This is a genomic window from Bradyrhizobium liaoningense (assembly GCF_018130955.1).
Lineage (GTDB): Bacteria > Pseudomonadota > Alphaproteobacteria > Rhizobiales > Xanthobacteraceae > Bradyrhizobium > Bradyrhizobium liaoningense_C.
Genome location: NZ_JAFCJM010000022.1, coordinates 39,778 through 62,450, shown reverse-complemented (window position 1 = coordinate 62,450; position 22,673 = coordinate 39,778). Strand labels below are relative to the sequence as shown.

General features: G+C 64.0%; 19 protein-coding genes. 8 read left to right on the top strand and 11 right to left on the bottom strand.

Annotated elements, in window-relative coordinates; all coding sequences use genetic code 11:
• Positions 1–140: 140 nt before the first annotated feature.
• Both argS and JQ632_RS19755 read right to left on the bottom strand, forming a co-directional pair.
• A complete protein-coding gene (argS, locus tag JQ632_RS19760; RefSeq protein WP_212404241.1) occupies positions 141–1,931 on the bottom strand; it encodes an arginine--tRNA ligase in 1,791 nt (596 codons plus the stop codon).
• Between the two features lie 10 nt (positions 1,932–1,941).
• Positions 1,942–3,150: a deoxyguanosinetriphosphate triphosphohydrolase gene (locus JQ632_RS19755; RefSeq protein WP_212404240.1), complete on the bottom strand. Its 1,209-nt coding sequence runs from the start codon at positions 3,148–3,150 to the stop codon at positions 1,942–1,944.
• A 124-nt stretch (positions 3,151–3,274) separates the two neighbouring features.
• Between JQ632_RS19755 and JQ632_RS19750 the strand changes: the two genes are divergently transcribed.
• From JQ632_RS19750 to JQ632_RS19740, 3 genes are all read left to right on the top strand, one after another.
• A complete protein-coding gene (locus tag JQ632_RS19750; protein ID WP_212404239.1) occupies positions 3,275–3,604 on the top strand; it encodes an iron-sulfur cluster assembly accessory protein in 330 nt (109 codons plus the stop codon).
• 186 nt (positions 3,605–3,790) lie between these two features.
• Positions 3,791–4,696, top strand: a complete 906-nt coding sequence (gene pyrF, locus JQ632_RS19745; RefSeq protein WP_212404238.1) for an orotidine-5'-phosphate decarboxylase — start codon at positions 3,791–3,793, stop codon at positions 4,694–4,696.
• Positions 4,697–4,830: 134 nt separating this feature from the next.
• Entirely contained in the window at positions 4,831–5,697 is an 867-nt protein-coding gene (locus tag JQ632_RS19740; RefSeq protein ID WP_249152288.1) for a hypothetical protein, read from the top strand.
• A 51-nt stretch (positions 5,698–5,748) separates the two neighbouring features.
• On the opposite strand, the gene JQ632_RS19735 is transcribed toward JQ632_RS19740, so the two are convergent.
• The gene (locus JQ632_RS19735; RefSeq protein WP_212404237.1) at positions 5,749–8,079 is read right to left on the bottom strand and encodes an ATP-binding protein; all 2,331 of its coding nucleotides are present in this window, start codon (positions 8,077–8,079) and stop codon (positions 5,749–5,751) included.
• 136 nt (positions 8,080–8,215) lie between these two features.
• Here JQ632_RS19735 and xth point away from each other — a divergent pair, with 136 nt between their 5' ends.
• A complete protein-coding gene (xth, locus tag JQ632_RS19730; protein ID WP_212404236.1) occupies positions 8,216–9,013 on the top strand; it encodes an exodeoxyribonuclease III in 798 nt (265 codons plus the stop codon).
• A 25-nt stretch (positions 9,014–9,038) separates the two neighbouring features.
• Here the strand turns inward: xth and JQ632_RS19725 are convergent, their stop codons facing one another.
• Both JQ632_RS19725 and ilvD read right to left on the bottom strand, forming a co-directional pair.
• Positions 9,039–9,881, bottom strand: coding sequence for a tetratricopeptide repeat protein (locus tag JQ632_RS19725; protein ID WP_212404235.1), 843 nt, complete (start codon positions 9,879–9,881; stop codon positions 9,039–9,041).
• Positions 9,868–11,592 carry a dihydroxy-acid dehydratase gene (gene ilvD / locus JQ632_RS19720; protein WP_212404234.1) on the bottom strand — a complete coding sequence of 575 codons (1,725 nt, stop codon included), beginning with the start codon at positions 11,590–11,592 and terminating at the stop codon, positions 9,868–9,870. Before ilvD ends, JQ632_RS19725 begins: the two co-directional genes overlap by 14 nt.
• A 466-nt stretch (positions 11,593–12,058) precedes the next feature.
• Here ilvD and JQ632_RS19715 point away from each other — a divergent pair, with 466 nt between their 5' ends.
• Entirely contained in the window at positions 12,059–13,216 is a 1,158-nt protein-coding gene (locus JQ632_RS19715; protein WP_212404233.1) for a DUF418 domain-containing protein, read from the top strand.
• Here JQ632_RS19715 and JQ632_RS19710 read toward each other — a convergent pair.
• From JQ632_RS19710 to JQ632_RS19700, 3 genes are all read right to left on the bottom strand, one after another.
• Entirely contained in the window at positions 13,200–13,415 is a 216-nt protein-coding gene (locus JQ632_RS19710) for a hypothetical protein (protein ID WP_212404232.1), read from the bottom strand. The two genes, JQ632_RS19715 and JQ632_RS19710, sit on opposite strands and share 17 nt — an antisense overlap.
• Before the next feature lie 196 nt (positions 13,416–13,611).
• On the bottom strand, positions 13,612–13,788 hold the full coding sequence (locus JQ632_RS19705; RefSeq protein ID WP_212404231.1) for a hypothetical protein: 177 nt from the start codon (positions 13,786–13,788) through the stop codon (positions 13,612–13,614).
• A gap of 171 nt (positions 13,789–13,959) precedes the next feature.
• Positions 13,960–15,693, bottom strand: coding sequence for an adenylate/guanylate cyclase domain-containing protein (locus JQ632_RS19700; protein WP_212404230.1), 1,734 nt, complete (start codon positions 15,691–15,693; stop codon positions 13,960–13,962).
• A 272-nt stretch (positions 15,694–15,965) separates the two neighbouring features.
• On the opposite strand from JQ632_RS19700, the gene JQ632_RS19695 reads away from it, so the two are divergent.
• Positions 15,966–18,155: a lytic transglycosylase domain-containing protein gene (locus JQ632_RS19695; protein ID WP_212404229.1), complete on the top strand. Its 2,190-nt coding sequence runs from the start codon at positions 15,966–15,968 to the stop codon at positions 18,153–18,155.
• An 82-nt stretch (positions 18,156–18,237) separates the two neighbouring features.
• On the opposite strand, the gene JQ632_RS19690 is transcribed toward JQ632_RS19695, so the two are convergent.
• From JQ632_RS19690 to JQ632_RS19680, 3 genes are read right to left on the bottom strand one after another with little or no spacing between them, the layout of a single operon-like run.
• Complete coding sequence (locus tag JQ632_RS19690; protein WP_312015630.1) at positions 18,238–18,621, bottom strand: hypothetical protein; 384 nt, start codon at positions 18,619–18,621, stop codon at positions 18,238–18,240.
• Positions 18,618–18,806 (bottom strand): hypothetical protein, encoded by a 189-nt coding sequence (locus tag JQ632_RS19685; RefSeq protein ID WP_212404285.1) that lies wholly within the window; start codon positions 18,804–18,806, stop codon positions 18,618–18,620. Before JQ632_RS19685 ends, JQ632_RS19690 begins: the two co-directional genes overlap by 4 nt.
• Positions 18,803–19,165, bottom strand: coding sequence for a hypothetical protein (locus JQ632_RS19680; protein ID WP_312015632.1), 363 nt, complete (start codon positions 19,163–19,165; stop codon positions 18,803–18,805). Before JQ632_RS19680 ends, JQ632_RS19685 begins: the two co-directional genes overlap by 4 nt.
• A gap of 801 nt (positions 19,166–19,966) precedes the next feature.
• Here JQ632_RS19680 and JQ632_RS19675 point away from each other — a divergent pair.
• Together JQ632_RS19675 and JQ632_RS19670 are read left to right on the top strand one after the other, a co-directional pair.
• The gene (locus JQ632_RS19675; protein WP_212404227.1) at positions 19,967–21,991 is read left to right on the top strand and encodes a PAS domain S-box protein; all 2,025 of its coding nucleotides are present in this window, start codon (positions 19,967–19,969) and stop codon (positions 21,989–21,991) included.
• Positions 21,988–22,659: a response regulator transcription factor gene (locus JQ632_RS19670; RefSeq protein WP_212404226.1), complete on the top strand. Its 672-nt coding sequence runs from the start codon at positions 21,988–21,990 to the stop codon at positions 22,657–22,659. Before JQ632_RS19675 ends, JQ632_RS19670 begins: the two co-directional genes overlap by 4 nt.
• Positions 22,660–22,673 lie beyond the last annotated feature (14 nt).

Here is a 22,673-nt window from a genome sequence, read left to right as displayed (position 1 = left end):
CGTCCCTTCGGGAAAGCCACCCAGTCACGAGGACTTCAAGTGGCCTTCACCCACAAGGCTTTCAACCAAGTCGCATAACGTAAGCGATCCGGCTTCTGCCGGTTACCCCTCGAAGTCCACTTCAAGTAGTTCGCCCCAAACTACCGCATCTCGTTCGGGGCATGGACGCCGAGAATGGCGAGGCCCGATGCCAGGACCGAGACGACGCCCTGGACCATCGCCAGTCGCGCCTTTGTAAGCTCTGCATCATTATTGATAATGAAGCGTAAATAGGGCAAATCGCGCCCCTTCGTCCAAAGTGCATGAAATTCGCTGGCTAAATCATAGAGATAAAAGGCAATTCGGTGCGGCTCGTGGGCCGCGGCCGCGGCTTCCAGCGTCCGCGGATAAATTGCGAGACGCTTCAAGAGATCAAGTTCCGCAGGGTCCGACAGCCGTTCCAGCGCCGACTCACTGAGCCAGGCGATGCGCGCGCCTGCCTCCTCCGGCAGTTCCGGAAAAACCTCTGCCCGGGCGTTGCGGAAGATCGAGTGGCCGCGGGCGTGGCCGTACTGCACGTAAAACACCGGATTGTCGCGCGACTGCTCGATGACTTTTGCGAGGTCGAAATCGAGTACCGCGTCGTTCTTCCGGTAGAGCATCATGAAGCGGACGGCGTCCTTGCCGACCTCATCCACCACCTCACGCAAGGTGACGAAGTCCCCGGAACGTTTGGACATCTTCACCGGCTCGCCGTTGCGCAACAGCTTTACGAGCTGCACGATCTTGACGTCGAGCGCGGCCGTGCCGGAGGTGGTCGCCTTCACCGCCGCCTGCATGCGCTTGATGTAGCCGCCATGGTCGGCGCCCCACACGTCGATCATGTCGGCAAAGCCGCGATCGAACTTGTTCTTGTGGTAGGCGATGTCGGACGCGAAATAGGTGTAGGAGCCGTCCGACTTGATCAGCGGACGGTCGACGTCGTCGCCATAGGCGGTGGCCCGGAACAGAAGCTGCTCGCGATCCTCCCAGTCCTCGACCGGCGCACCCTTCGGCGGCGGCAGGCGGCCTTCGTAGATGTCGCCCTTGGCCTGCAGTAAAGCGATGGTCTCGGCGACCTTGTTGTTGCCGGTCTCGATCAGCGAGCGCTCGGAGAAGAAGACGTCGTGGCGGATGTTCAACGCCGCGAGATCATCCTTGATCTCGTCCATCATCATCGCGATCGATTTGGCACGCACGACCGGCAGCCATTCGGCCTCGCTCATCCCGCGCAGCTTGTCGCCGTGCTCCTTCGCCAGCGCCTCACCGACCGGCTTGAGATAGTCGCCGGGATAGAGCCCCTCCGGGATCGCGCCGATGTCCTCGCCGAGCGCCTCGCGATACCTGAGGAACGCGGAGCGCGCGAGCACGTCGACCTGCGCGCCGGCGTCGTTGATGTAATATTCGCGCGTGACGTCATGGCCGGCGAACTGCAACAGGCTCGCCAGCGCGTCGCCAAAGACGGCGCCGCGGCAGTGGCCGACATGCATCGGCCCGGTCGGATTGGCCGAGACGTATTCGACGTTGACCTTGGAGCGGCCGCTCAGGCGGCCATAGTCGGGCCCCTCGCGCAGCACCGTGCCGAGCGCTTCCGCCCAAGCGGACGGCTTCAGCGTCAGATTGATGAAGCCGGGTCCGGCGACGTCGACCTTGTCGATCAGGGCGTCGCTGCGCAGCTTGGCTGCGATCTGCTCGGCGAGATCGCGCGGCTTCGCCTTTGCCTCTTTCGCAAGCACCATTGCGGCGTTGGTCGCCATGTCGCCATGGGTGGCATCGCGCGGCGGCTCGACCACCACGCGCGCGAAATCGGTCCCCTCCGGCCAGCCGGATTCGGTCGCAAGCGCACGGCAGACGGCGTGCACGCGTGCGAGCACGTCGGCGAAGAGATGCAGGGATGAGGATGTGTCGGCCATAGGCCGCCGCCTAACGCAAATCCGGGGTCAAGTCAAAGAGCCGCTGGTGCTCGGTCAGGGCGAAACGGTCGGTCATTCCGGCAATGAAATTGCCGATCCGGCGCGCCCGGTCCGCCTCGGTATCGGCTTCCGCGCCGACCAGCCATTCCGGCGGGAGTTCGCCGGGCGATTGCTGGTACCGGGCGAACAGGTCGAACAGTATCTGCTCGGCGTCGGCCATCACCCGAACCACCCGCTTGTGGCGGTACATGTGCTGATAGAGGAACGCCTTGATGGCAGCCTCCTCGCCGGCCGCGGCCGCGGGAAAGCCGATCAGCGCCCGGCCCTGCTGGCGCACGTCCTGGGCCGATTGCGGCTTGACCGCCGAAAGGTTCCGCTCGGCCTCGGCAAATACCGCTCCGATGAAATGCGAGATCAGCTCGCGCACCAGCTCGGCTCCGCGCCTGTCGTCATCCAGATCAGGATAATGCGCGCCGATCGCGCCGATGATGTCAGCCATCAGCGGCATGACCTTGAGATCGTCGATGCGGAACAGGCCCGCCCGCAGGCCGTCGTCGATGTCGTGGGCGTCATAGGCAATGTCGTCGGCGACGGCGGCGACCTGTGCTTCCAGCGAAGCAAAGCTCCAGAGCTCCAGATCGTAGGTCTTGTCGTAACCGGCGATGCCGACCGGCACGCCATGCTCGCGATAGCGGCCGACAGGCGCGCCGGCCCGATCCGTCAGCGGGCCGTTGTGCTTGACGATGCCTTCGAGGGACTCCCAGGTCAGGTTGAGGCCGTCGAACTCGGGATAGCGATGCTCCAGCGAGGTGACGACGCGCAGGGTCTGGGCGTTGTGATCGAAGCCGCCAAAGTGCTTCAGGCAGGAGTCCAGTGCCCGCTCGCCGGCATGGCCGAACGGCGGATGGCCGAGATCATGGGCGAGCGCCAGCGTCTCCGTAAGGTCTTCGTCGAGCCCCAACTGCCGGGCCAGCGCCCGCGCGATCTGGGCGACCTCCAGCGAGTGGGTCAGCCGCGTCCGATAGTGGTCGCCCTCGTGGAACACGAAGACCTGGGTCTTGTACTTGAGCCGGCGGAAGGCGGTGGAATGGATCACCCGGTCGCAATCCCGCCGGAACGGGCTCCGGGTCCGGCTCGGCGGCTCCGCGACCAGCCGGCCGCGGCTGCGATCGGGGTCGCAGGCATAGGGCGCGCGGGGGGCAGCCATTCCGACAGACACAGCGAATTTAGTCCCTATCCATTTGATTCCACGAACCGACGCACTTAACTATGTCGGGAGCGGGATACCAAATGAATTGGGCACGTGAATTGGGTATGACGCGGGCCCGACCGGAGAGACTGCAATGACGACTGCCGTAACGATCAGCGACCGCGCCGCGCGCCGGATTGGGGAAATCCTCAAGGGCGAAGGCGGTGGCGCGATGCTACGGATTTCGGTCGAGGGCGGCGGCTGCTCCGGCTTTCAGTACAAATTCGACATCGAGCGCGCGAGGGGCGACGACGACCTCGTGATCGAGCGCGACAATGCGGTGGTGCTGGTCGATTCCGCCTCCCAGCCGTTCCTGGAGGGGTCCGAGGTCGACTTCGTCGACGACCTGATCGGCGCCTCGTTCCGGGTCAACAACCCGAACGCGACAGCGTCCTGCGGCTGCGGCACCAGTTTTTCGGTCTAGCCCCGATCCAGAATTTGAAAAACAACCCCATGCAAGTAGTCGGCACGATGCAGTTCGGGCCTTACGAAAAACTTTGACACGTCATCCTCGATGACGTCGTAAATCCAACTCGGGGACAATATTCGCATCCATGTAGACCCGCATCGGGCGATCAGCTATCCGAAGGAGCGTTGTGGAGGTTGATGGATGTCAGGCAGGACCTGGACCAACATCGTTGAAAGCAATGTCCTCTCCTACGGAGAGATAGTTCTGGGTGTTGATCCCTATCTTCCGGACGTCCCGGTCGAGTTCGAACCAGACGACGGCGGCAATGATTGGCTGGTGCGCTATCTCGATTTCGTCCTTGCAGCCACGATCGGACGAATCGGTTTCGTCAAATTCCAGTCGGCCTATTTCGAGGCCTACGGCCTTACCGGATTGAGCGCCTTATCGTTTGCGATGAAGCGGGCACGTGCGGCCGGCCTGGGTGTCATTCTTGATGCCAAGCGGGGCGATATTGGATCGACCGCAGCCGCCTATGCGCGTGCTTATCTCACGCCGGCAGCCGACGGGGGCAGCGGTGATTTTGAGGCTGATTGCTTGACCATCAATCCCATGATGGGTCCTGATACGTTAGAGCCATTCCTCGAATGCGTTCGCAGATATGGCAAAGGCCTGTTCGTTTTGTGCCGCACGTCCAATCCCGGTGCCGGTTGGCTGCAGGATCGAATGACAGGCAATCGCTTCGTTTCAGATCGGCTCGCCGATTTGATTGCGACAATTGGCAGCGATTGTGGGCAGGACTCACGCCTCAGTCCTGTCGGAGCAGTGATCGGAACGACAGCTCCACAGGAAGGAAAGCGGCTCCGCCTGCTGCTGCCAAACGCAATCATACTTGCTCCCGGGCTCGGACCGCAGGGAGGAGACCCCGCGGCGCTGAATGCACTGCGCGGTTCCCGGCCGGGAGATCTTCTGGTGCCGGTCTCTCGCGGCCTGTTGCGAGCGGAGGATCGGTCTATTTCCCTCGATGACTATGAAGTCCTCATCAACGCGCGTCTCGACCAACTGAAGGCAACGATTGCTCCAATGCCCAGCTTTAGTGCGACCGCTTGACGTCCGTCCGGCAGGCCGTGCGTGCCGTGGGAGGCAACCGCGTGGACTAGGACAGCGCTTGATAGCGCCACAGCGAGGCAGGAGTGCCCACCTTCATCGGCCGTGGCGCCCCAATAGCGGTAGCAAATTATCCAATGCGCATGATCGATCGTCTGATCTCTTGCCTCGTTCTATTCCTTGCAATCGCAGCCGTCCCGGTGCTTCCCGCGCGCGCGGCCGAAACCTGCCCGTTCATCAGCGCCAAGGAGCTCGCCGGCGCGATGCCGGCACTCAAATGGTCACTGATTTCAAATCAGGACGGTCGCGGCTGCATCTACCAGGGCGGGCGCGGCGACACGATGATGTTGACCGTGTTCCGCAATCCCGACAAGGACCGCGCCAAGGAATTGTACGCGACCTTCGTCAAGACGCTTGGCGAGCGCATGCCGCTCAACGCAGTGTCCGGGATCGGTGACGAAAGCCAGGGCGGAACGAGCGCCGCCGGCGCGCAGCGCCAGGAGGCCTCGGTCGTCGCCTTGTCCGGCGATTACATTCTCCAGATCAGCGTCTACCCGATCGGCCGGCGTGCCGACGACGCGCTGCTCGCACCGCTCACCGAAGTCGCGCGCGCTGCCGTCGGTAACATGAGCAAGACGAGCGAGCGGTTCGGCAGTTGCGAATGGCTCACACCCGCGGATGCAGACGGCTTTCTCGACAAGAGCACACTGACGGTCGAGCGGACCGGCGCGGGCAGCTGCATGATGTTCGATGGCGAGGCCAACACCATGGTCGTCGCGGTGATCGCGATCTCGCGCGACACCGTCATCAACATGATGAAGTGTGCGGGCCGTGCCAGCACGTGGCGATACCCGAGCTCGGCGGCGAAGCGTTCGGCGAGCATTCCTGCACCAAGGGCAACGGCAACGCCGTCAACATCTACGTCTGGAAGAAAGGCAGGCAGGCTTCGATCCTGTTCGCGCCGGTCAAGCCGCATCCAGAGTCCGGCTCGGTCGAGCGGCTGAAGGCGGTCGCCGGGCGAGTCTATGGAAAACTGTAGCGGCGGCGCATGACCGCTACGGGAGCCGGGTAAGCTCCGCGCCATCGACCACCATCTTCCACGTCCCCGCCTCCTGCTCGGGCTGTAGCGGAGCATCGTTTGCAACGATGTGGTCCAGCGCACGCAGCAGCGCCGTCACCAGCGCCGGCTTGCGCAAGGGCTTTGCCAGGAAGTCCGACATCCCGGCCTCGCGGCAGATCTTGACGTCTTCCGGGAAGGCGTTGGCGGTCAGCGCGATGATCGGCAGGAGATCGAAGCGACCACCCTGCTCGCGGATCGCGCGGGTAGCGGCGAGGCCGTCCATGTCGGGCATCCGGACGTCCATCAGCACGACGTCGTAGTCGGCTTCGGTGGCGGCCTGCACCGCCTCGACACCGTCGGTCACGACCCGCAATTCCACGTCGAACTCGCCGAGCATCTTGCTCACGACCATGCGGTTGACCGCATCGTCCTCGGCGACCAGCACCCTGAGCGGCCTGTCGAGCGCGGCAATGTGCGCCTTGAGCTCGTCAGCTTCGCTGCGCTCGGCCGCCTGCTCGCCCACAAGAACCTGGCTCCAGGGCAGCACCAGCGTGAAGCGGAAGGTCGAGCCCTCGCCTGGCGTCGACGTGACGCCGATGGTGCCGCCCATCTGCTCGATGATGCGGCGGGAGATCGCAAGCCCGAGCCCCGAGCCGCCGAAGCGACGACTTATCGAGGCGTCGGCCTGCGCGAAATCGCTGAAGAGCTGCCCGACTTTTTCAGGCGCGATACCGATGCCGCTGTCGGTGACCGTCCATTCCACGGTGGCGAGCAGGTCGCGGCGCGACTGGCAGGTTGCGGCGATGGTGACCCCGCCCGCGTCCGTGAACTTGACGGCGTTGGAGGCGAGATTGAGCAGCACCTGCTTGATCCGCGCGACGTCACCGCGCAAGGCGTTTGGCAGGTTCGGATCGAGTTCGACCTTTACCGCAAGCCCCTTGTTTCTGGCGTTGCCGCGCACCACGGCCGCGACGGTCTCGACCAGCGCCTGCGGCGAGAAATCGATCGCCTCGAACTCGAAGCGGCCGGCCTCGAGCTTGGAGAGGTCGAGGATGTCGTTGAGGATGCGCTGGAGATTGTCGCCGGACTCGCGGATCGCGGTGACGGCCTCGTGCTGATCCGCATCCAGTTTTGTCTCAAGCAGCATGCTGGCGAGCCCGAGCACACCGTTCATGGGTGTGCGGATCTCATGGCTCATCACGGCAAGGAAGTCCGATTTGGCGCGGCTCTCGGCCTCGGCTTTCTCCGCGCGCCAGCGCTCGGTGACGTCGCGGCCAAAACCGCGATAGCCGAGGAACACCCCGTCGCGGTCGTGCGCCGGCTTGGCCGTCAGCGACCACAGCCGCGGCTCGCCCCCGGCAATGACCCGCACGCTCATCTCATGCAGCGGCTCGCCGTTCTCCATCAACCCGATGATGTTGTAGGCGGTCGTCATGTCGTCGGGACAGAGCATCTCCAGCACATCGGCGAAATGCGTGCCCTTGAGCAGCGGCAACGGAAGCTGCGCGACGGCCGCGAAGCGTTCCGGCACGTCGGTCAGATGCCCCTCGGCGTCGGTCTGCCACAGCCAGTCGCTGGCGTTCTCCTGAAACTCCTTCAGCAGCAGCGAGATGATTTCGGTCTGCCGTTCGAGTTCGAGTTGCGCCGTGAGATTGCCGAGAAACAGATTGCCCTGCGAGACGATGTTGCGCGCCATGAAGAAGGCGAACATCATCAAGAACACCGACGTCACGAGATAGAGGCCGGTGCCGCACAACAACAGCGCGCCGGCGCAGGCGACCGTCATGGTCGCGAGATAGATCAGGCCCGCGCGCGGAAACGTCGAGAGCGTGAAGGCGCCGCCCGAGATCATCCCGACCATCAGGCAGGCCAGGATCAACTGATGCGTCGGCTCGATCCGGCTGAACAGCGCGAGCGGCAGCGTGCCCCAGATCGCGGCGAGGAAGAACGCCTGCCGCATCATCTGCTCGGTCCCGCGTGCAGAAGCCTCCTGCGGCGGATTTTGGCGCGAGCGTTGCCACGAGCGGACGGCAAGCGACGCGGCGCTCGCGAGCGTAAAACCCCAGGCGAGCAGGAATCCGTTCCAGCCGATCCCCCAGAACAGGACCAGCACCATTCCGACCGTGAGCATGTTCACGGCCATGGTCACCGGGATCAACTGCGTCACCGCGTCGATCTGCTTGGCGCGGATGCGGCGCATCTCGCGCTCGCTCAAATCGGCGGTCAGGCCGTCCTCGATCTCGAAGCCGCCGAGCCAGTACAAGAGCGCGCCGACAAAGCCGTCGCGCGGTTCAGGGGCTTTCGCGGATTTTGCAGGCCATGCCATCGGCTTGGAACTTTGCCCGGCCCGCGCTTCCATCGGGTTAATTTTCTGGGGGATTTTGCATCTCTGGCGGGAGCTTCCTTGACGACGGCGTTTGCAGTTTGTTCTAACGGGGCCCCAGCCCGGAGCGTCCCCGCGAATGTCCATCAGAGTTGCCACCTGGAACGTCAATTCGGTCCGGCAGCGGATCGAGCATCTCCTGACCTGGCTCAAGGAGTGCTCGCCCGACATCGTCTGCCTCCAGGAGATCAAATGCGTCGACGACGCCTTCCCGCGGCTGGAGATCGAGGCGCTCGGCTACAATGTGGTCACGCATGGGCAGAAGACCTTCAACGGCGTCGCCCTGCTCTCAAAATACCGGTTTGACGAGACCAAGTCGGGGCTCGCCGGCGACGACGAGGATGCGCATGCCCGCTTCCTCGAGGGTGTCGTCACGCTCAAAGCCGGCGTGCTGCGCATCGCCTGCCTCTATCTGCCCAACGGCAATCCGGTCGGGACCGAAAAATATCCCTACAAGCTCAAATGGATGTCGCGGCTTCTTCAGTATTCGAAGGAGCGGCTTAAGGAAGAAGTCCCGCTGATCCTCGCCGGCGATTTCAACGTCATCCCGGCCGCCCGCGACGTCCATAACCCCGCGGCCTGGACCGAGGACGCGCTGTTCAAGGCCGAGACGCGCGAGAGTTTTCAGTCCCTGCTCGGCCTCGGGCTCACCGACGCGCTGCGGGCGGTCACCGACGAGCCCGGGCTATACACGTTCTGGGATTATCAGGCGGGCGCCTGGCAGAAGAACCAGGGCCTGCGCATCGACCATCTGCTGCTGTCGCCGCAGGCGAGCGACAAGCTCGCCAATGTCGGCATCGACAGCTATGTGCGCGGCTGGGAGAAGCCGTCGGACCACGTGCCGGTCTGGGCGGATCTGGATCTGGACGCAGCGTGACGCGCGCGCCGGTCAGCACCGGCGACTATTCTCGCCGACCCTGCAACCACTGCGCCAGCATCTGGTAGCACATGGCGCGGTCGTCGTCGGAGGCCTTTGCATAGGCGCGATTGAAGCTTTCCTGGATCCAGGCCTCGTCAGCGCTCCCGCCGTCACGCGCGGCGTCACGTGCCAGCGTCAGCCACATCAGGCCGCGCGCCCGCTGCGGCGGCAGGCGGTCACCGTTGAACAGCATCTGCCCGAGCAGTGCCTGCGCCTGGTGATGGCCCTTCTGCGCGGCAAGCCGGAGCCAGCGCGCGCCATAGGTGAAATCCTCGCGCGAGGCGTCCGGCGTCTTCAGATAGAGCCGGGCGAGATCGTACTGCGCGTCCGCATTGCCGAAATAGGACGCGGCATAGGAGAACATTTCCCGCGCCCGCTCCTGGTCCGCCTTGATCTTCGAGTTCGGGATGCCGCTGAGGTAGTAGCGGCCGAGCGCGATGAAGGCGTTGGCCACGATCTGCGCCTGCGGCGCCGACGGGCTGTCCTCGGCATGCGCATTGGCGATCCGGCTGAAATATTCGAAGGCGCGCAGGTCGTCCTGGGCAACGCCGTCACCATTGGCGTACATGCGCCCCAGCTTCCACTGCGCGGCGTAATGGCCGCCCTCGGCTGCGTATTGCAGCGCGCTCAGCGACGAGGTCTCGGGTGCGGTGGGCGCGGAAGGTACAGCCTTGCGCAGCGCGCCGGCGGCATTCGGCGCCGGCGAACCCACTGGAATCGTGGCGTCTTTCTGATTGACCGGCGCACCGTCGAAGGCATGCGCCGGCATGGCCAACGCCGCGGCCCCCAACACAAACGCAACTATGGTACGCCTAGATGTCCGCATAGCACTGCTTCTCGTGCGCGCCACCGGGATGGGTTACTGCCCCACCGACTGCTGGCCCTACCTGCTGAGCATACTTCCAGAGCGCACCCGACGTATGGTTAGTCGCGCGAGCGCGCCATTTGGTCTTGCGTTGAGCCAGCTCGTCGTCGCTCAATTTTACGTTAAGGGTACCGTCGACGGCGTCGATCTCGATGATGTCGCCGTCCTCGAGCAGGCCGATCGGGCCGCCGACCGCGGCCTCAGGGCCGACATGGCCGATGCAGAACCCACGGGTGGCGCCGGAGAACCGGCCGTCGGTGATGAGCGCGATCTTGCCGCCCATGCCCTGCCCGGTCAGCGCCGCGGTGGTCTGGAGCATTTCCCGCATGCCGGGGCCGCCCTTGGGGCCCTCGTAGCGGATCACGATGACTTCGCCTTCCTTATAGGTCCGGTTCTGGACGGCCTCAAAGGCGTCCTCCTCCCGGTCGAAACAGCGAGCCGGGCCGGTAAACCTCAGGTTGGACATTCCCGCGACTTTCACGATCGCACCTTCTGGCGCCAAATTGCCCTTCAGGCCGACCACACCTCCCGTGACGGTGATCGGTTTATCTGCCGGGTGCACCACATCCTGGTGCGGATTCCATTTCACGCTCTTGAGGTTTTCCGCGATCGTCCGGCCAGTGACGGTGAGGCAATCACCGTGGAGATATCCGTTGTCGAGCAGCGTCTTCATCAGAAGCGGGATGCCGCCAACTTCAAACATGTCTTTGGCGACATAACGGCCGCCCGGCTTCAAATCCGCGACATATGGTGTCTTTTTGAAGATTTCCGCCACGTCGAACAGGTCGAACTTGATGCCGCACTCATGCGCGATCGCCGGCAGGTGCAGCGCAGCATTGGTCGATCCGCCGGAGGCAGCAACTACAGCGGCCGCGTTCTCCAGGGCCTTGCGGGTGACGATGTCGCGCGGCCGGATGTTTTGGGCGATCAGCTCCATCACTTTCTCGCCGGCGGTCATACAAAAGGCGTCGCGGATTTCATACGGCGCGGGGGCACCGGCCGAGTAAGGCAGCGCCAGCCCGATGGCCTCCGACACGGTCGCCATGGTGTTGGCCGTGAATTGTGCACCGCACGCACCGGCCGACGGACACGCCACGCGCTCGATCTCGTCGAGGTCCTCGTCGGACATGGCGCCGACCGAGTGCTTGCCGACGGCCTCGAACATGTCCTGCACGGTGACCTGCTGTCCGCGGAAATTGCCGGGCAGGATCGAGCCGCCGTAGATGAAGATCGAGGGCACGTTGAGGCGGACCATCGCCATCATCATGCCCGGCAGCGACTTGTCGCAGCCGGCGAGGCCTACCAGCGCGTCATAGGCGTGGCCGCGGACGGTGAGCTCAACGGAATCGGCAATGCATTCCCGCGACGGCAGCGAGGAGCGCATGCCGTCATGGCCCATGGCGATGCCGTCAGTCACAGTGATGGTGCAGAATTCGCGCGGGGTGCCACCGGCGGAGGCGACGCCCTTCTTCACCGCCTGTGCCTGGCGCATCAGGGCGATGTTGCAGGGTGCGGCCTCGTTCCAGCAGGAGGCGACGCCGACGAAGGGCTGGTGGATCTGCTCGGTGGTCAGACCCATGGCGTAGAAGTACGAGCGATGAGGCGCGCGCGCAGGACCTTCCGTCACGTGACGGCTCGGCAGCCTGCCCTTGATGTTGGTCTTGACGTTCATCGCGAACCAGTTTCCTCGGCCAACCTTGTCAGACCCGGAAAATCGGACCCAAGATTTGAATCGACCTTGGGATTTCCTTCGCCGTCGCGAGCCAGCCGCAGCCCCTAAAACCTTATGAAGATTTTATTCATGCAGGGGTGTGGCCAAAAAGCGGCGCGCCCCCAAACGGGCTGGGATGACGGTTAAATCCGACCCGACTGTTGCAATGACGCTACATTCGTGGCTCTCGGGCCACGATTTCAGCGACCTTGACTACATCCCAAAACAACAAATAGACAACCTGAGATTTCCGGACCACAGGCCCACATCTCCGTCCACGCCGGCCGACGCGACTCACGCCTCGACCCAGGCGAGTCCCCATTTGTCGAAATCAACCCCATGCAAAGTAGGATTGTGCGCCAATGCCGCTTGATCTCGGCCACACGGATCCTATCACATCTGCCTTGCTTCGGGACCGGAAAGTACGATGACACAAGCGCCGATCGCCCCCGCGCGCCGGATAGGCGCGATCGACGCGTTGCGCGGGCTCGCGCTGTTCGGCGTGCTCGCGATCAACCTGGAGAGCGAATTTCGCGTCTCGATCTTCCGGCAATTCCAGACCGTGACGCCGGACGCCGGCTGCAACGGCGTCGTCAATACCGCGCTCATGCTGTTCGTCGAGATGAAGGCGTTCGCCCTGTTCTCCTTCCTGTTCGGCGTCGGCCTCGCGATCCAGTTCGACCGGCTCGCAACATCACCGCGACGAACGATCCTGCTCGTCAGGCGGCTCCTCGTGCTTCTGCTGTTCGGCCTGATCCATCTGGTTCTGATCTGGAACGGTGACATCCTCACCGAATATGCGCTGGCCGGGTTCGTGGCACTGCCGTTCCTGTTCGCGCCGGGCTGGATCGTCGCCGTCGCAGCTATGATCGCCCTCGCCTTCTACGTTCTCCAGCCGTGGCTTCCGAGCGCGATCAGCTTCCCGAGTGATTACGCCATCTACACGCTGGTACAGACAGCGAACCAGATCTATCCGACCGGGAGCTTCCTGGACGTGCTGAGGCATCGCGTGCAGGAGCTGCCCGCGATGCTGACGCTGCATTATTTTGTCTTCTCGCGCACGATCGGACTGTTTCTGGTTGGCATCCTGTGCTGGCGCGCCGACCTTTTTGGCGCGACCGCGCAACGCCATCGCACGCTGATCCTGATCGTCGGCGTCGCCGCGATCGCGTTTGGCCTAGCCCTCGCCCCGCGCCCGCATGACGACCCGGGCCTCGGCAGTCCCATCGTCCTTGCGGCCGGCTACGCCGCCCTGGTGATCGCTGCGGAGCAGACGTCCATCGGCGTGCGATGGTTGCGCTGGGCCGAGCCCGTCGGCCGCATGGCCTTCACCAACTACATCACGCAGTCGGTCGTGCTCGGCTTCATCTTCTACGGCTACGGCCTCGGACTGTTCGGCAAGCTCGGCTCCGTCACCGGCCTGTACCTTGTCCTCGTCATCTATGTCGCGCAGAGCGCCATCAGCCGCATGTGGCTCGCCCGCTTCGCCTACGGGCCGATCGAATGGCTGTGGCGGGCGCTGATGTACGGGCGCGCGCCTGCGTTCCGGAAAGCCGGCTCAGCCCCGGTCATCGTGCGCCCTTGAGAGTGCAGGATGTCGTGCAGGTGACCGTATTGCCGCGGTCGCACGCCTTGCAGGCGGCCACGCACTGATTCATCTCCTTGGGATTGAAGGAGCTGTAGAGGCGCATCGGACAGACGGGCGTAGCACCGGTGATGTCCTGCTCCGGCTCGCAGCCGGCGACCGTCAGTCCAAGAAGGAGTATGACCGCAACAGCCCGCATGGGATCGCCCTGGAGAGCAAGGACAACGCGCTATTCCATGAGGCCTCCTGCACCGGCAGCAAGCCCCAGCATTCCCACCACGGCGAATTGCGCATCGACGCAATCAGCCACGTCCGCAAAGGATGCGCGTCAATTCTTAAGAAGGACTTTCGACTTCGGCTCGCTCCCATCCGCGATGCGAGACGGTGCCCCTGCGCTATGCCGCGTGCCTGGTCGCGATGGCCTGTTTCATATCGGCGGCCAGTTCGCGATAGCTCTCCGCGAGCCTCAGGTAGAGTTCCCGTTTGGCCGATTCGGTTGCAAGCTTGGCGATCAACTCGCATTCGGCGGTGAGCGTCTCGAAACGTTCCAGCCTGTCCTCGAGATCTGTCATCGGCGTGTCCCCATCAGTACGCCTTCGAAGGACATCCAACCTAAGCCCGCCAGATACGTCACCGCCAACATCGTTATGCGATCGAATTATTTTTTGTTGGCGCGGCGTCGATCGTCGGCGGGCGACTTTCCATAGCTGACGGCATCCGCAGGATGAGGTGCGCTGCGGGGGCTACTTCTGCTCCATGCGCCAGGCGCCGTCCCAGTCGGCCGGCGGATGCGCCTGAAGCTGGTCGATGCGGGCGAGCAGCGTCCGCGACGGGCCGTCGCCGGGAGCGAATTCAAGCGCCGCGTTGAAGGCGGTGCGCGCCTCGTCCCAGCGCCCCGCGCGATAGGCCGCAAGACCCTCGGCGTAACGTGTCCGCAGGCCCTCCTGCTGCGCGGACAGCTGACCCGCCCTCGTCATCACCTCGAACACCGCCTGCGGCACGCTCTGGCCGGCAACCGCGATGCGATCGATCTCGCGCAGCTCGACGCTGTCCTTCAGCGCCTCGGCCGTGGCCTGCGCGACCAGGATGCGGCTGCCATAGATCTTGTTGGCGGCCTCCAGGCGCGAGGCGAGGTTCACGGCGTCGCCCATCACCGTGAAGCTCATCATCAGCTCGGAGCCGATGCTGCCGGTGAGCACTTCGCCGGTTGCAATGCCGACGCGCAGGTCGCACTGCGCCGGCATGGCACGGATGCCGAGCAGATCGGGCAGTTGCTGCTGCAGCGCCGGCACCTGGCCCACCATGTCGAGTGCTGCGAGGCAGGCAAGCTGCGCCTGCTCGGCCTCCTCGATGAAGGGCGGGCCCCAATAGGCCATGATGGCGTCGCCGATATATTTGTCGATGACGCCGCGACTCTTCCGGATCGGCGCCGACATGACCGTGAAATAGTGGTTCATGACCCTGACGAGGCCGCGCGGCGTCATGCCTTCGCTCATCGCTGTGAAGCCGCTCATGTCGCAGAACATGATGGTCATCACGCGGCGCTCGCCGTCGACGGCGACCTCCGGCCGGTCGATCAGCCCCTGCACCACCTTGGGATCGATGTAGCGGCCGAAGGTTTCGCGGATGCGCTCGTTCTGGCGCAGCTGCTCGATCATCCGGTTGAAGGCTCTCGCAAGCTCGCCGATCTCGTCCTGGGTGGAGACGCTGATCGGCTGGTCGAAGCGGCCGGCCTCGACCTCGCGGGTGCCCGCGAGCAACAGCCGCACCGGGCGGGTGATGCCGCTACTGACGAGCAGCGCGAAAGCGAGCCCGATAATTGCCGCAAGCAGGGTGACGATTCCCGAAATGATGATCGCCTGCTTCTGGTGGCGGATCACCTGCGAGGTGCTGGCGAAGACCTGCGCCAGCATGTCGGCACGGACCAGATCAATCTTCTGGGTGAACTGGTCGCGCAGCAGGTCGATATGCGTGAGCGTGTTGCGCGCCTCCGTCATGTCCCTGGCGTCAAGCTGCTTGAGCAGCCTTGCGTGGTCCGCGTCGAGCTCCCGGCGAAGCTCCGTGACCGCCGTTTCGATCCGGGTCTCGATCCGCGCCAGTGCGGCGTTGTCCGACGGCGTGTTGACGTCGTCGATGATCGCGTTGATCAGCTTGCGCGCCTCTTCCGCCTCCTGCTCGATCTGGCTATCGGCCGCCTGAAACTCGCGAAGCCGGGCCGCATAAGACTCCTCGTCCGAGGGCGTCTGCATCTTGGCGATCACCATGCGCCGCAGCGCCAGCGCGCGCTCGAGCGAGCGAATGTTGGCCCGCGCCAGATGACCGTAGGCCGGAATGTAGCGGTTGGTAAGTTCGTCCAAGAGGACCCCGACCCGGCTGGACATCACCATCGACAGTATGGAGGTGATCACCATCAGGACGATCAGTCCGAGGGCGATACCGACGATCTTGCGCCTGATCGACTGGTTGAACAGCGGCATGGATTGCGACAGGTGAGCTCTCGGGGGCGACCGTGGGAACTCATACACCGGATTTGTTCCCGGGAACACGCGACGAAATCGTTAACGCCTATTTACGATTGAGCGCCTGCCGGTTCCATTTTCGTTCGCGGACCTTAAGGTGGCATTTTTGCCGCAATGTTACATGAGCGTGCAGGACACGAATCGATGCTGTGGTATCGTTCGTCCCGCTCAAGCCCGCAAGATTCGCGGGATCTTGGTTTGTACTGATGGTTTCGCAGGGGGACCATGGAATGAACCAGTGCCTACGTGCGCTTGCGTACGTCTTTGCGTTCATGTCGCTCGCGCTTCTGTCGACGGAGGCTGGGGCGAAAGCAAAATCCTCCCACCCGAAGAAGACGCACGAGGCCAAAAAGGACTCGAAGGGCGGCAAGCAGCGTAACGCTGCCAAGCACCGGCATTCGAAGCACGCCGCGGCCAAGCGCAAGTCCAAGAAGTCGGACGACGATGAAGTGGAGACGCCGGCCAAGCCGGCGCTGACCGGCGACCTCGCCGCGCTGAAGGACGCGATCGATCTCGCCCGCAAGGGCAAGACCGACGATGCGACCGCGGCGCGCAACCGGATCGCGGAGCCCGCAGGGCAAAAGCTCGCCGAGTGGTTCATCCTGCGCAACTCCGAGACCACGGCGAATTTCAACCGCTACGCGGCATTCATCGCCGGCAATCCGGAATGGCCGAGCATGTCGTTGTTGCGCAAGCGCGCGGAGGCGCGGCTGTGGCAGGAGAAGAGCGATGCCGCGACCGTGCACCGCTTCACGGCGGATCAGCCGCTGAGCGCCAAGGGCAAGTTCGCGCTCGCCCGCGTGCTGCTCGCCGAGGGCGACCGCGACGGCGCCGCACGCCTCGTCCGCGACGCCTGGCGCTCCGACGAATTGTCTGAACGTAGCGAGGAAGACAGCTACGAGGCGTTCCGCGACCTGCTCACCGCGGACGACCATCGCGCCCGCATGGACAAGCGTCTCGGCGTGAAGGACTACGCCGGCGCACGGCGCGCAGCCAAGCACCTCGACGAGGATGCGCTGGCGATCGTCAAGGCCTGCTCGGCCGTCACCGGCAAGGCCAACAAGGCCAAGGACTATCTGGACGACCTGTCCTCAGATGCGCGCAAGGACCTCGGCTATGTGCTCTGCCGCGCGCAATGGCATCTGCAGAAGGACCGCATCGACGACGCCGCGCAGGTGATCCTGGCCGCCGCCCCCGACACCATGGCGTTGCAGGACACCGATGCCTGGTGGCGCGAGCGGCGGCTGCTCGCGCGCAAGCTGCTCGACCAGGGCAAGTTCAGGACCGCTTACGACGTGGTACGCACGGCGGCCGTGCCAGCGATGGAGGTCTACCGCGTCGACTACCACTTCATGTGCGGCTGGATTGCGCTGCGCTATCTCGACGAGCCGCAGACGGCGCTGGCGCATTTCGCCTCGATCGACGAGGGCTCACCCAACCCGATCGCGCTGTCGCGTGCGCATTACTGGCGCGGCCGCGCGGCGGAGGCGCTCGGCGCCACTGCCGACGCCCATGCCAGCTACACGGCCGCCGCGCGCTATCCGACTGCCTATTACGGCCAACTCGCACGCGCGAGGCTGGGGCTTGACCGGATCGCGCTGCGCGCCCCTTCGGCCATGCTTGCCTCTGATACGACGGCGCCGATGGACGAGCGCGTGCGCGGCGCCGAGATGCTCTACGAGGTCGGCGAGCGCGACGTCGTGTATTACTACGCCGACGATCTCGCCGAGCAGAGCACGGACGCGCGCATGCTCGAAGCGCTCGGCGAGCTGGCCGGCCGCCGCAACGACGCCCGCGCCATGCTCGAGATCGGCAAGTCGGCACTCGCCCGCGGGCTCGCGCTCGACCACTACGCCTTCCCGACCATCGGCATTCCCCCGCACAAGCAGGTCGCCCCCGAGATCGAGCTCAGCATCATCTACGGCGTGGCGCGGACCGAGAGCGCATTCGACCAGCGCGACAAGTCGCCCGCCAACGCCGTCGGGCTGATGCAGGTGACGCCGGAAGCCGGCCGCGACACCGCAAAGCGCTTCGGGCTGAACTACGACTGGAGCAAGATGGTCTCCGATCCCGTCTACAACACGCAGATGGGCGCGGCCGAGCTCAGCGCGCTCCTGTCCGAGTATCGCGGCAACCAGATCATGACCTTTGCCGGCTACAATGCCGGCCGCGGCCGCGTGCGCGAATGGGTGCAGGCGCGCGGCGATCCCCGCGATCCCAAGGTCGATCCGGTCGACTGGGTCGAGCGCATTCCGCTGTCGGAGACGCGCAACTACGTCCAGCGCGTGATGGAGAACGTGCTGGTCTACCGCGTGCGGTTCGAAAGCAGCGCCGTTGCGACCGCAAAGTCCGAGCAGCGCGTGCCAACGCACGAAGTCAGCGCTGTTCCAATGACATCGGCCGCAGTCCCGGCGCCTTAGCCTCGCACCCCGGGGCTGGACGCGGTGCGAAACTCGACGTGGCGACTGCGGCCGACTGCTCCGCGCGGCAGGGATAGGTCGGCTATCCGTCACGTCCTTCAGGGAGGAGAAGAAGGTCGTGCGCGCGAAGAAACGCCTCGGTCAGCGCGTGCGACAGCGCGCCGATCTGCATCATCCAGCTCCAGCTCGCGATCGCGGCAAACACCGTGATGGCTTCGAGCGAACCGGGGTCCGACCACGGCATCGCCATCGCGGTCAGCCGATATTGCCGGTAGCAATCATAGTCGCAATACGGCCGCCGCGTAGGCACATGGCGGAGATAGTTTGAGCCCAAAGGCTCCGCGCACGCGCTGCAAGCAGAGCCCTCGCCCGGCCGTCCCTGATTGACCAGCATGAACTTCAACGACGTCTCCTCTCCCACTGAAAGGCGCGCGCGCCGCTCGCTCCCGATTACGTCTCCGCTCACGATGCCGCTCTCCTGCGGCTCTCGAGCCGTGATTCAAATTCGCGTTGAAGCGCGTAACACTCGTAGGTGCAGTACGGAATCAGCGTCCCGATCTCGCGCAAATAGCCGTCGCTGATCTCCTTGCAGCATTGCAGGCAGAACGTCTTGCGGAACGGGGTCCTGTCGTTCACCAGTACGAACCTCACGTGGCACCTCCCAATGCGAAGCAGTAGACCGTATCGACTGCAGAGACGGAGGGAGGTGGCGCGCAAAGATGATTGCGGCCGTCGGGATTGTCCCGGTTTCGCTCGACCTTCTGGGACGGGATGAGAATGTATTTCCCGTCTTCGCGTCGCCGCGCGTAGATCCTCCCCTCGACATACCTGATCTCGGTCGGGTAGCAATCGGCGTCGTTGCAGCAGCCCAGCGCCGGATTGTCGGGCATGTGCCAGGTCGAATAGAATTTCTCGTGCAGAAGCCGATCCTGAGGAGGATGATGGCGCTGTGCAGCATCCTGGCCGACTTCCTGAGCGCGAACTCCCATCGTCAACGAGAGAAGCAGCACCGCCGACAAGAGGAGCTTGCAAGTCCAGTTCAAGACGCAGCCTCCCAATTCAGAATGGTCGACCTGAGCAGGGTCTACGGACGATCGTCACGCGGCCCGAAATCGGAACAGCCATCGGCGGTCGCGCTCGCTGCGCTCCCTGAATCGGTCGAGGCATCTCTTGGAGCAAACTGCCGTGCGCCACGAATAGTACCGGATCAGGCCAAACCTGCCGCCGCAGACGGCGCAGGCTCCTGCGGCAGAACGGCACTCTGAATGTTCGGAGCTATCGCACATTGTACTCTCCCTTGAGCCTGTCGAGCGTCCTGGATCTCCGGGTGACCTGATCGACCGTCACATCTCGCGCAGAGAAGAAGTGCAGCTCCCGCGTCGTAATGATCCGACAGATCTTCCGGCACGTAAGGACAGCGGGCGCAGAGCTTGACTCTCAATGGCAGCATCCCGAGCAACGCGGTGTGAGACGCCTCTCACTGGGGCTGGTGCCAATCCGCCCACCCCTTGTTTGCGATCGCCGATCGTGGCTCCGCAATCCATTCCTCCCGATTGACGGCGAGGCTAGTCCGCACGCGACGGGTCGCTCAATTGTACGGAGGTAAACGCGCGCCATGACTAGGGATGGCGGTGCTATACCTAGGTATGCCGTAGTCTTGCGGGGGTTTGCGCGCCCCCGCAACGAGACGGCGTACAGTTTGGCAATTGCACGGCACCCGCGAATTTTCAGGCAGGTCTCCTCGAAAGATTTGCCCGCAATATTGCAAAGTGCTCTACTCGCGTTGGCCCAGCGAGCCGGGACGCCTCTCGATGATGCCTGGCCAGATCGCGAAATTTGGAAGTACGGCCGCACAACTCTTGTTCGGCGGCATTGCGGCGCTTCGGTCTCGTCGCGACGCGGCGAACACGCGCGGTGTCGAAGATGTTCCTGGGCCGGATGAAGCCGATCTGCGCGAGGCCGTCAAACAATGGCGCGAGGTCTTCGAGCACAATCCGGTCATGTACTTCATGGTCGATCCGGCCGGAACCGTGGTGAACGTCAACACCTTTGGCGCCGCCCAGCTCGGTTACACGGCGGCGGAGCTGATCGGCCAGTCCGTGCTGAGCGTTTTCTTCGAAGAGGACCGTGACTTCGTCCGCCGATGCGTCGCGCTCTGCCTCGAGACCGTCGAGCAGTCGCATACCTGGGAAATTCGCAAGATCCGGAAGGACGGCTCGATCCTGTGGGTCCGCGAAAATGCCAAGGCCATGCTGCGCGGCGACGGCACGCTTATCGTGCTGGTGGCCTGCGAGAACATTACCGAGCGCAAGGAAGCGGAGAACGCGCTGCGGCAGAGCGAAGCATACCTTGCCCAGGCTCAGGAACTGAGCCACACCGGCAGCTTCGGCTGGAAGGCGGCAACCGGCGAAATCACCTGGTCGAAAGAGACGTATCGCATCTTCCAATGCGACGAGGGCACGAAGCCCGCAATCCCGTTCATGCTCGAACGCATACATCCGGAGGACCGGCTCGCCGTGCAGCGGACCACGGGTCGGGCGGCGCGCGAGGGGCAGGATTACGATCACGAATACCGGCTGGTGATGCCGGACGGCGCCGTGAAGCACGTTCGTGCGGTGGCCCGCGCCATACGAGATGCCGGCGGTGGCATGGAGTTCGTCGGTTCGGTGACCGATATCACGGCCGCCAAGGAAGCAGAGCGCAGGTTTCGCGAGAGCGAGCAGCGCTTCCGCGACTACGCCGAGACCGCGTCCGACTGGTTCTGGGAGACCGGACCGGACCATCGCGTTACGCAGATCTCCGAACACTCCGATACAGCCGGCATGGCTCCTTCCGGCGTCGTCGGGCTCACGCGTTGGGACATCGCGCCTGACTCCGACCTCGAGCCGGAAAAGTGGCAACAGCATCGGGCGGCACTCGACGCCCATGTTCCGTTTCGCGATCTGGTGTACCGGAGCAGGGACCGGGATGGACATCCGATCTACGTGCGCACCAGCGGCAAGCCGTTCTTCGACGCCAACGGCGACTTCCTCGGCTATCGCGGCGTCTGCACCGATGTGACCGCTGCGATCCGGGCCGATCAGGCCGAAGAGGCGCTGCGCAAAGCGCAAGCCGAGCTCGCCCACGTCACCCGCGTCACGACGCTCGGCGAGCTGACCGCCTCGATCGCCCACGAGATCAACCAACCCCTCGCCGCCGTCATTGCCAATGCCGATGCCTGCATCGCCTGGCTTGGTCGTGATCCGCCCGAGCTGAATGCGGCGCGCCGCTCGGTGGAATGGGTGATCGAAGACGGCAACCGGGCCGGCGACGTCATTCGCCGGGTCAGGGCACTTGCCAAGAAAACCGATATCGAGATGGTTCCGCTCGACATCAATACCGTCGTCAGGGAAGCGATGGCGCTTGTTCAGCGCGAGCTGGCCACGCATGCCGTGTCCACCCGATTGGAACTGTCATCCGCACTGCCCCGGATTTCCGGCGATCGGATCCAGCTACAGCAGGTGCTGATCAATCTGATGATGAACGGGATCGAGGCCATGCAGGATGTCACCGACCGACCGCGGGAGCTGACGATCCGCGCGAGTGAAGCCTATGAGGATGGTGCCCGCCATTTGCTCCTCACCGTGACCGATCGCGGCGTCGGCTTTACCGGTGAAACGGCGCAGCGCATGTTCGTCCCCTTCTTCACGACAAAATCGGGTGGCATGGGCATGGGCCTGTCGATCTGCCGATCGATCGTGGAAGCGCATGGTGGGCGGCTTTCAGCCCTTCCCAATCAGGGAGGCGGTGCGACGCTTCAGATCATCCTGCCCCCGCATCAGGAGGACGTGTCGTGAACCAACGCGACGCGCCATCGCAAGCACAGGCGAACGCCGACGAGGCGATCGTCTTCATTGTGGACGACGATCCGTCGATGCGCCGGGCGCTCACCAATCTCTTCGAGTCGGTCGGACTTAAGGTCCAGACGTTCGGCTCCGCGCCGGAGATCCTGGACAGCAAGCTGCCCGAGGTCCCAAGCTGCCTCGTGCTCGACATCCGCCTGCCGGGATCGAGCGGCCTGGATCTCCAGGCGGATCTAGCCAAGGCCAACGTGCATACGCCCATCATCTTCATCACCGGTCATGGCGACATTCCCATGACCGTCAGGGCAATGAAGAGCGGCGCTGTCGACTTCCTGAGCAAACCGGTGCGGGAGCAGGACATGCTCGATGCGGTCCAGGCGGCGATCGAACGCGATCGCAAGCGGCGCGATGCCGAGAAGTCGGTTTCGGATGTGCGGTCCCGCTACGAGAGCCTGACAGCGCGCGAGCGCGACGTTCTGGCCCTGGTTGCATCCGGACTGATGAACAAGCAGGTGGCCGGCGAGCTCGGGCTCGCCGAGATTACCGTCAAGATCTACCGCGGGCAGATCATGCGGAAAATGGCTGCAAGATCACTGGCCGACCTCGTGAGAATGACCGAGGCACTGGGAATTCCCCGTACGAAGGGAGGCGTACAAACCTAAGTATGATTTCAAAT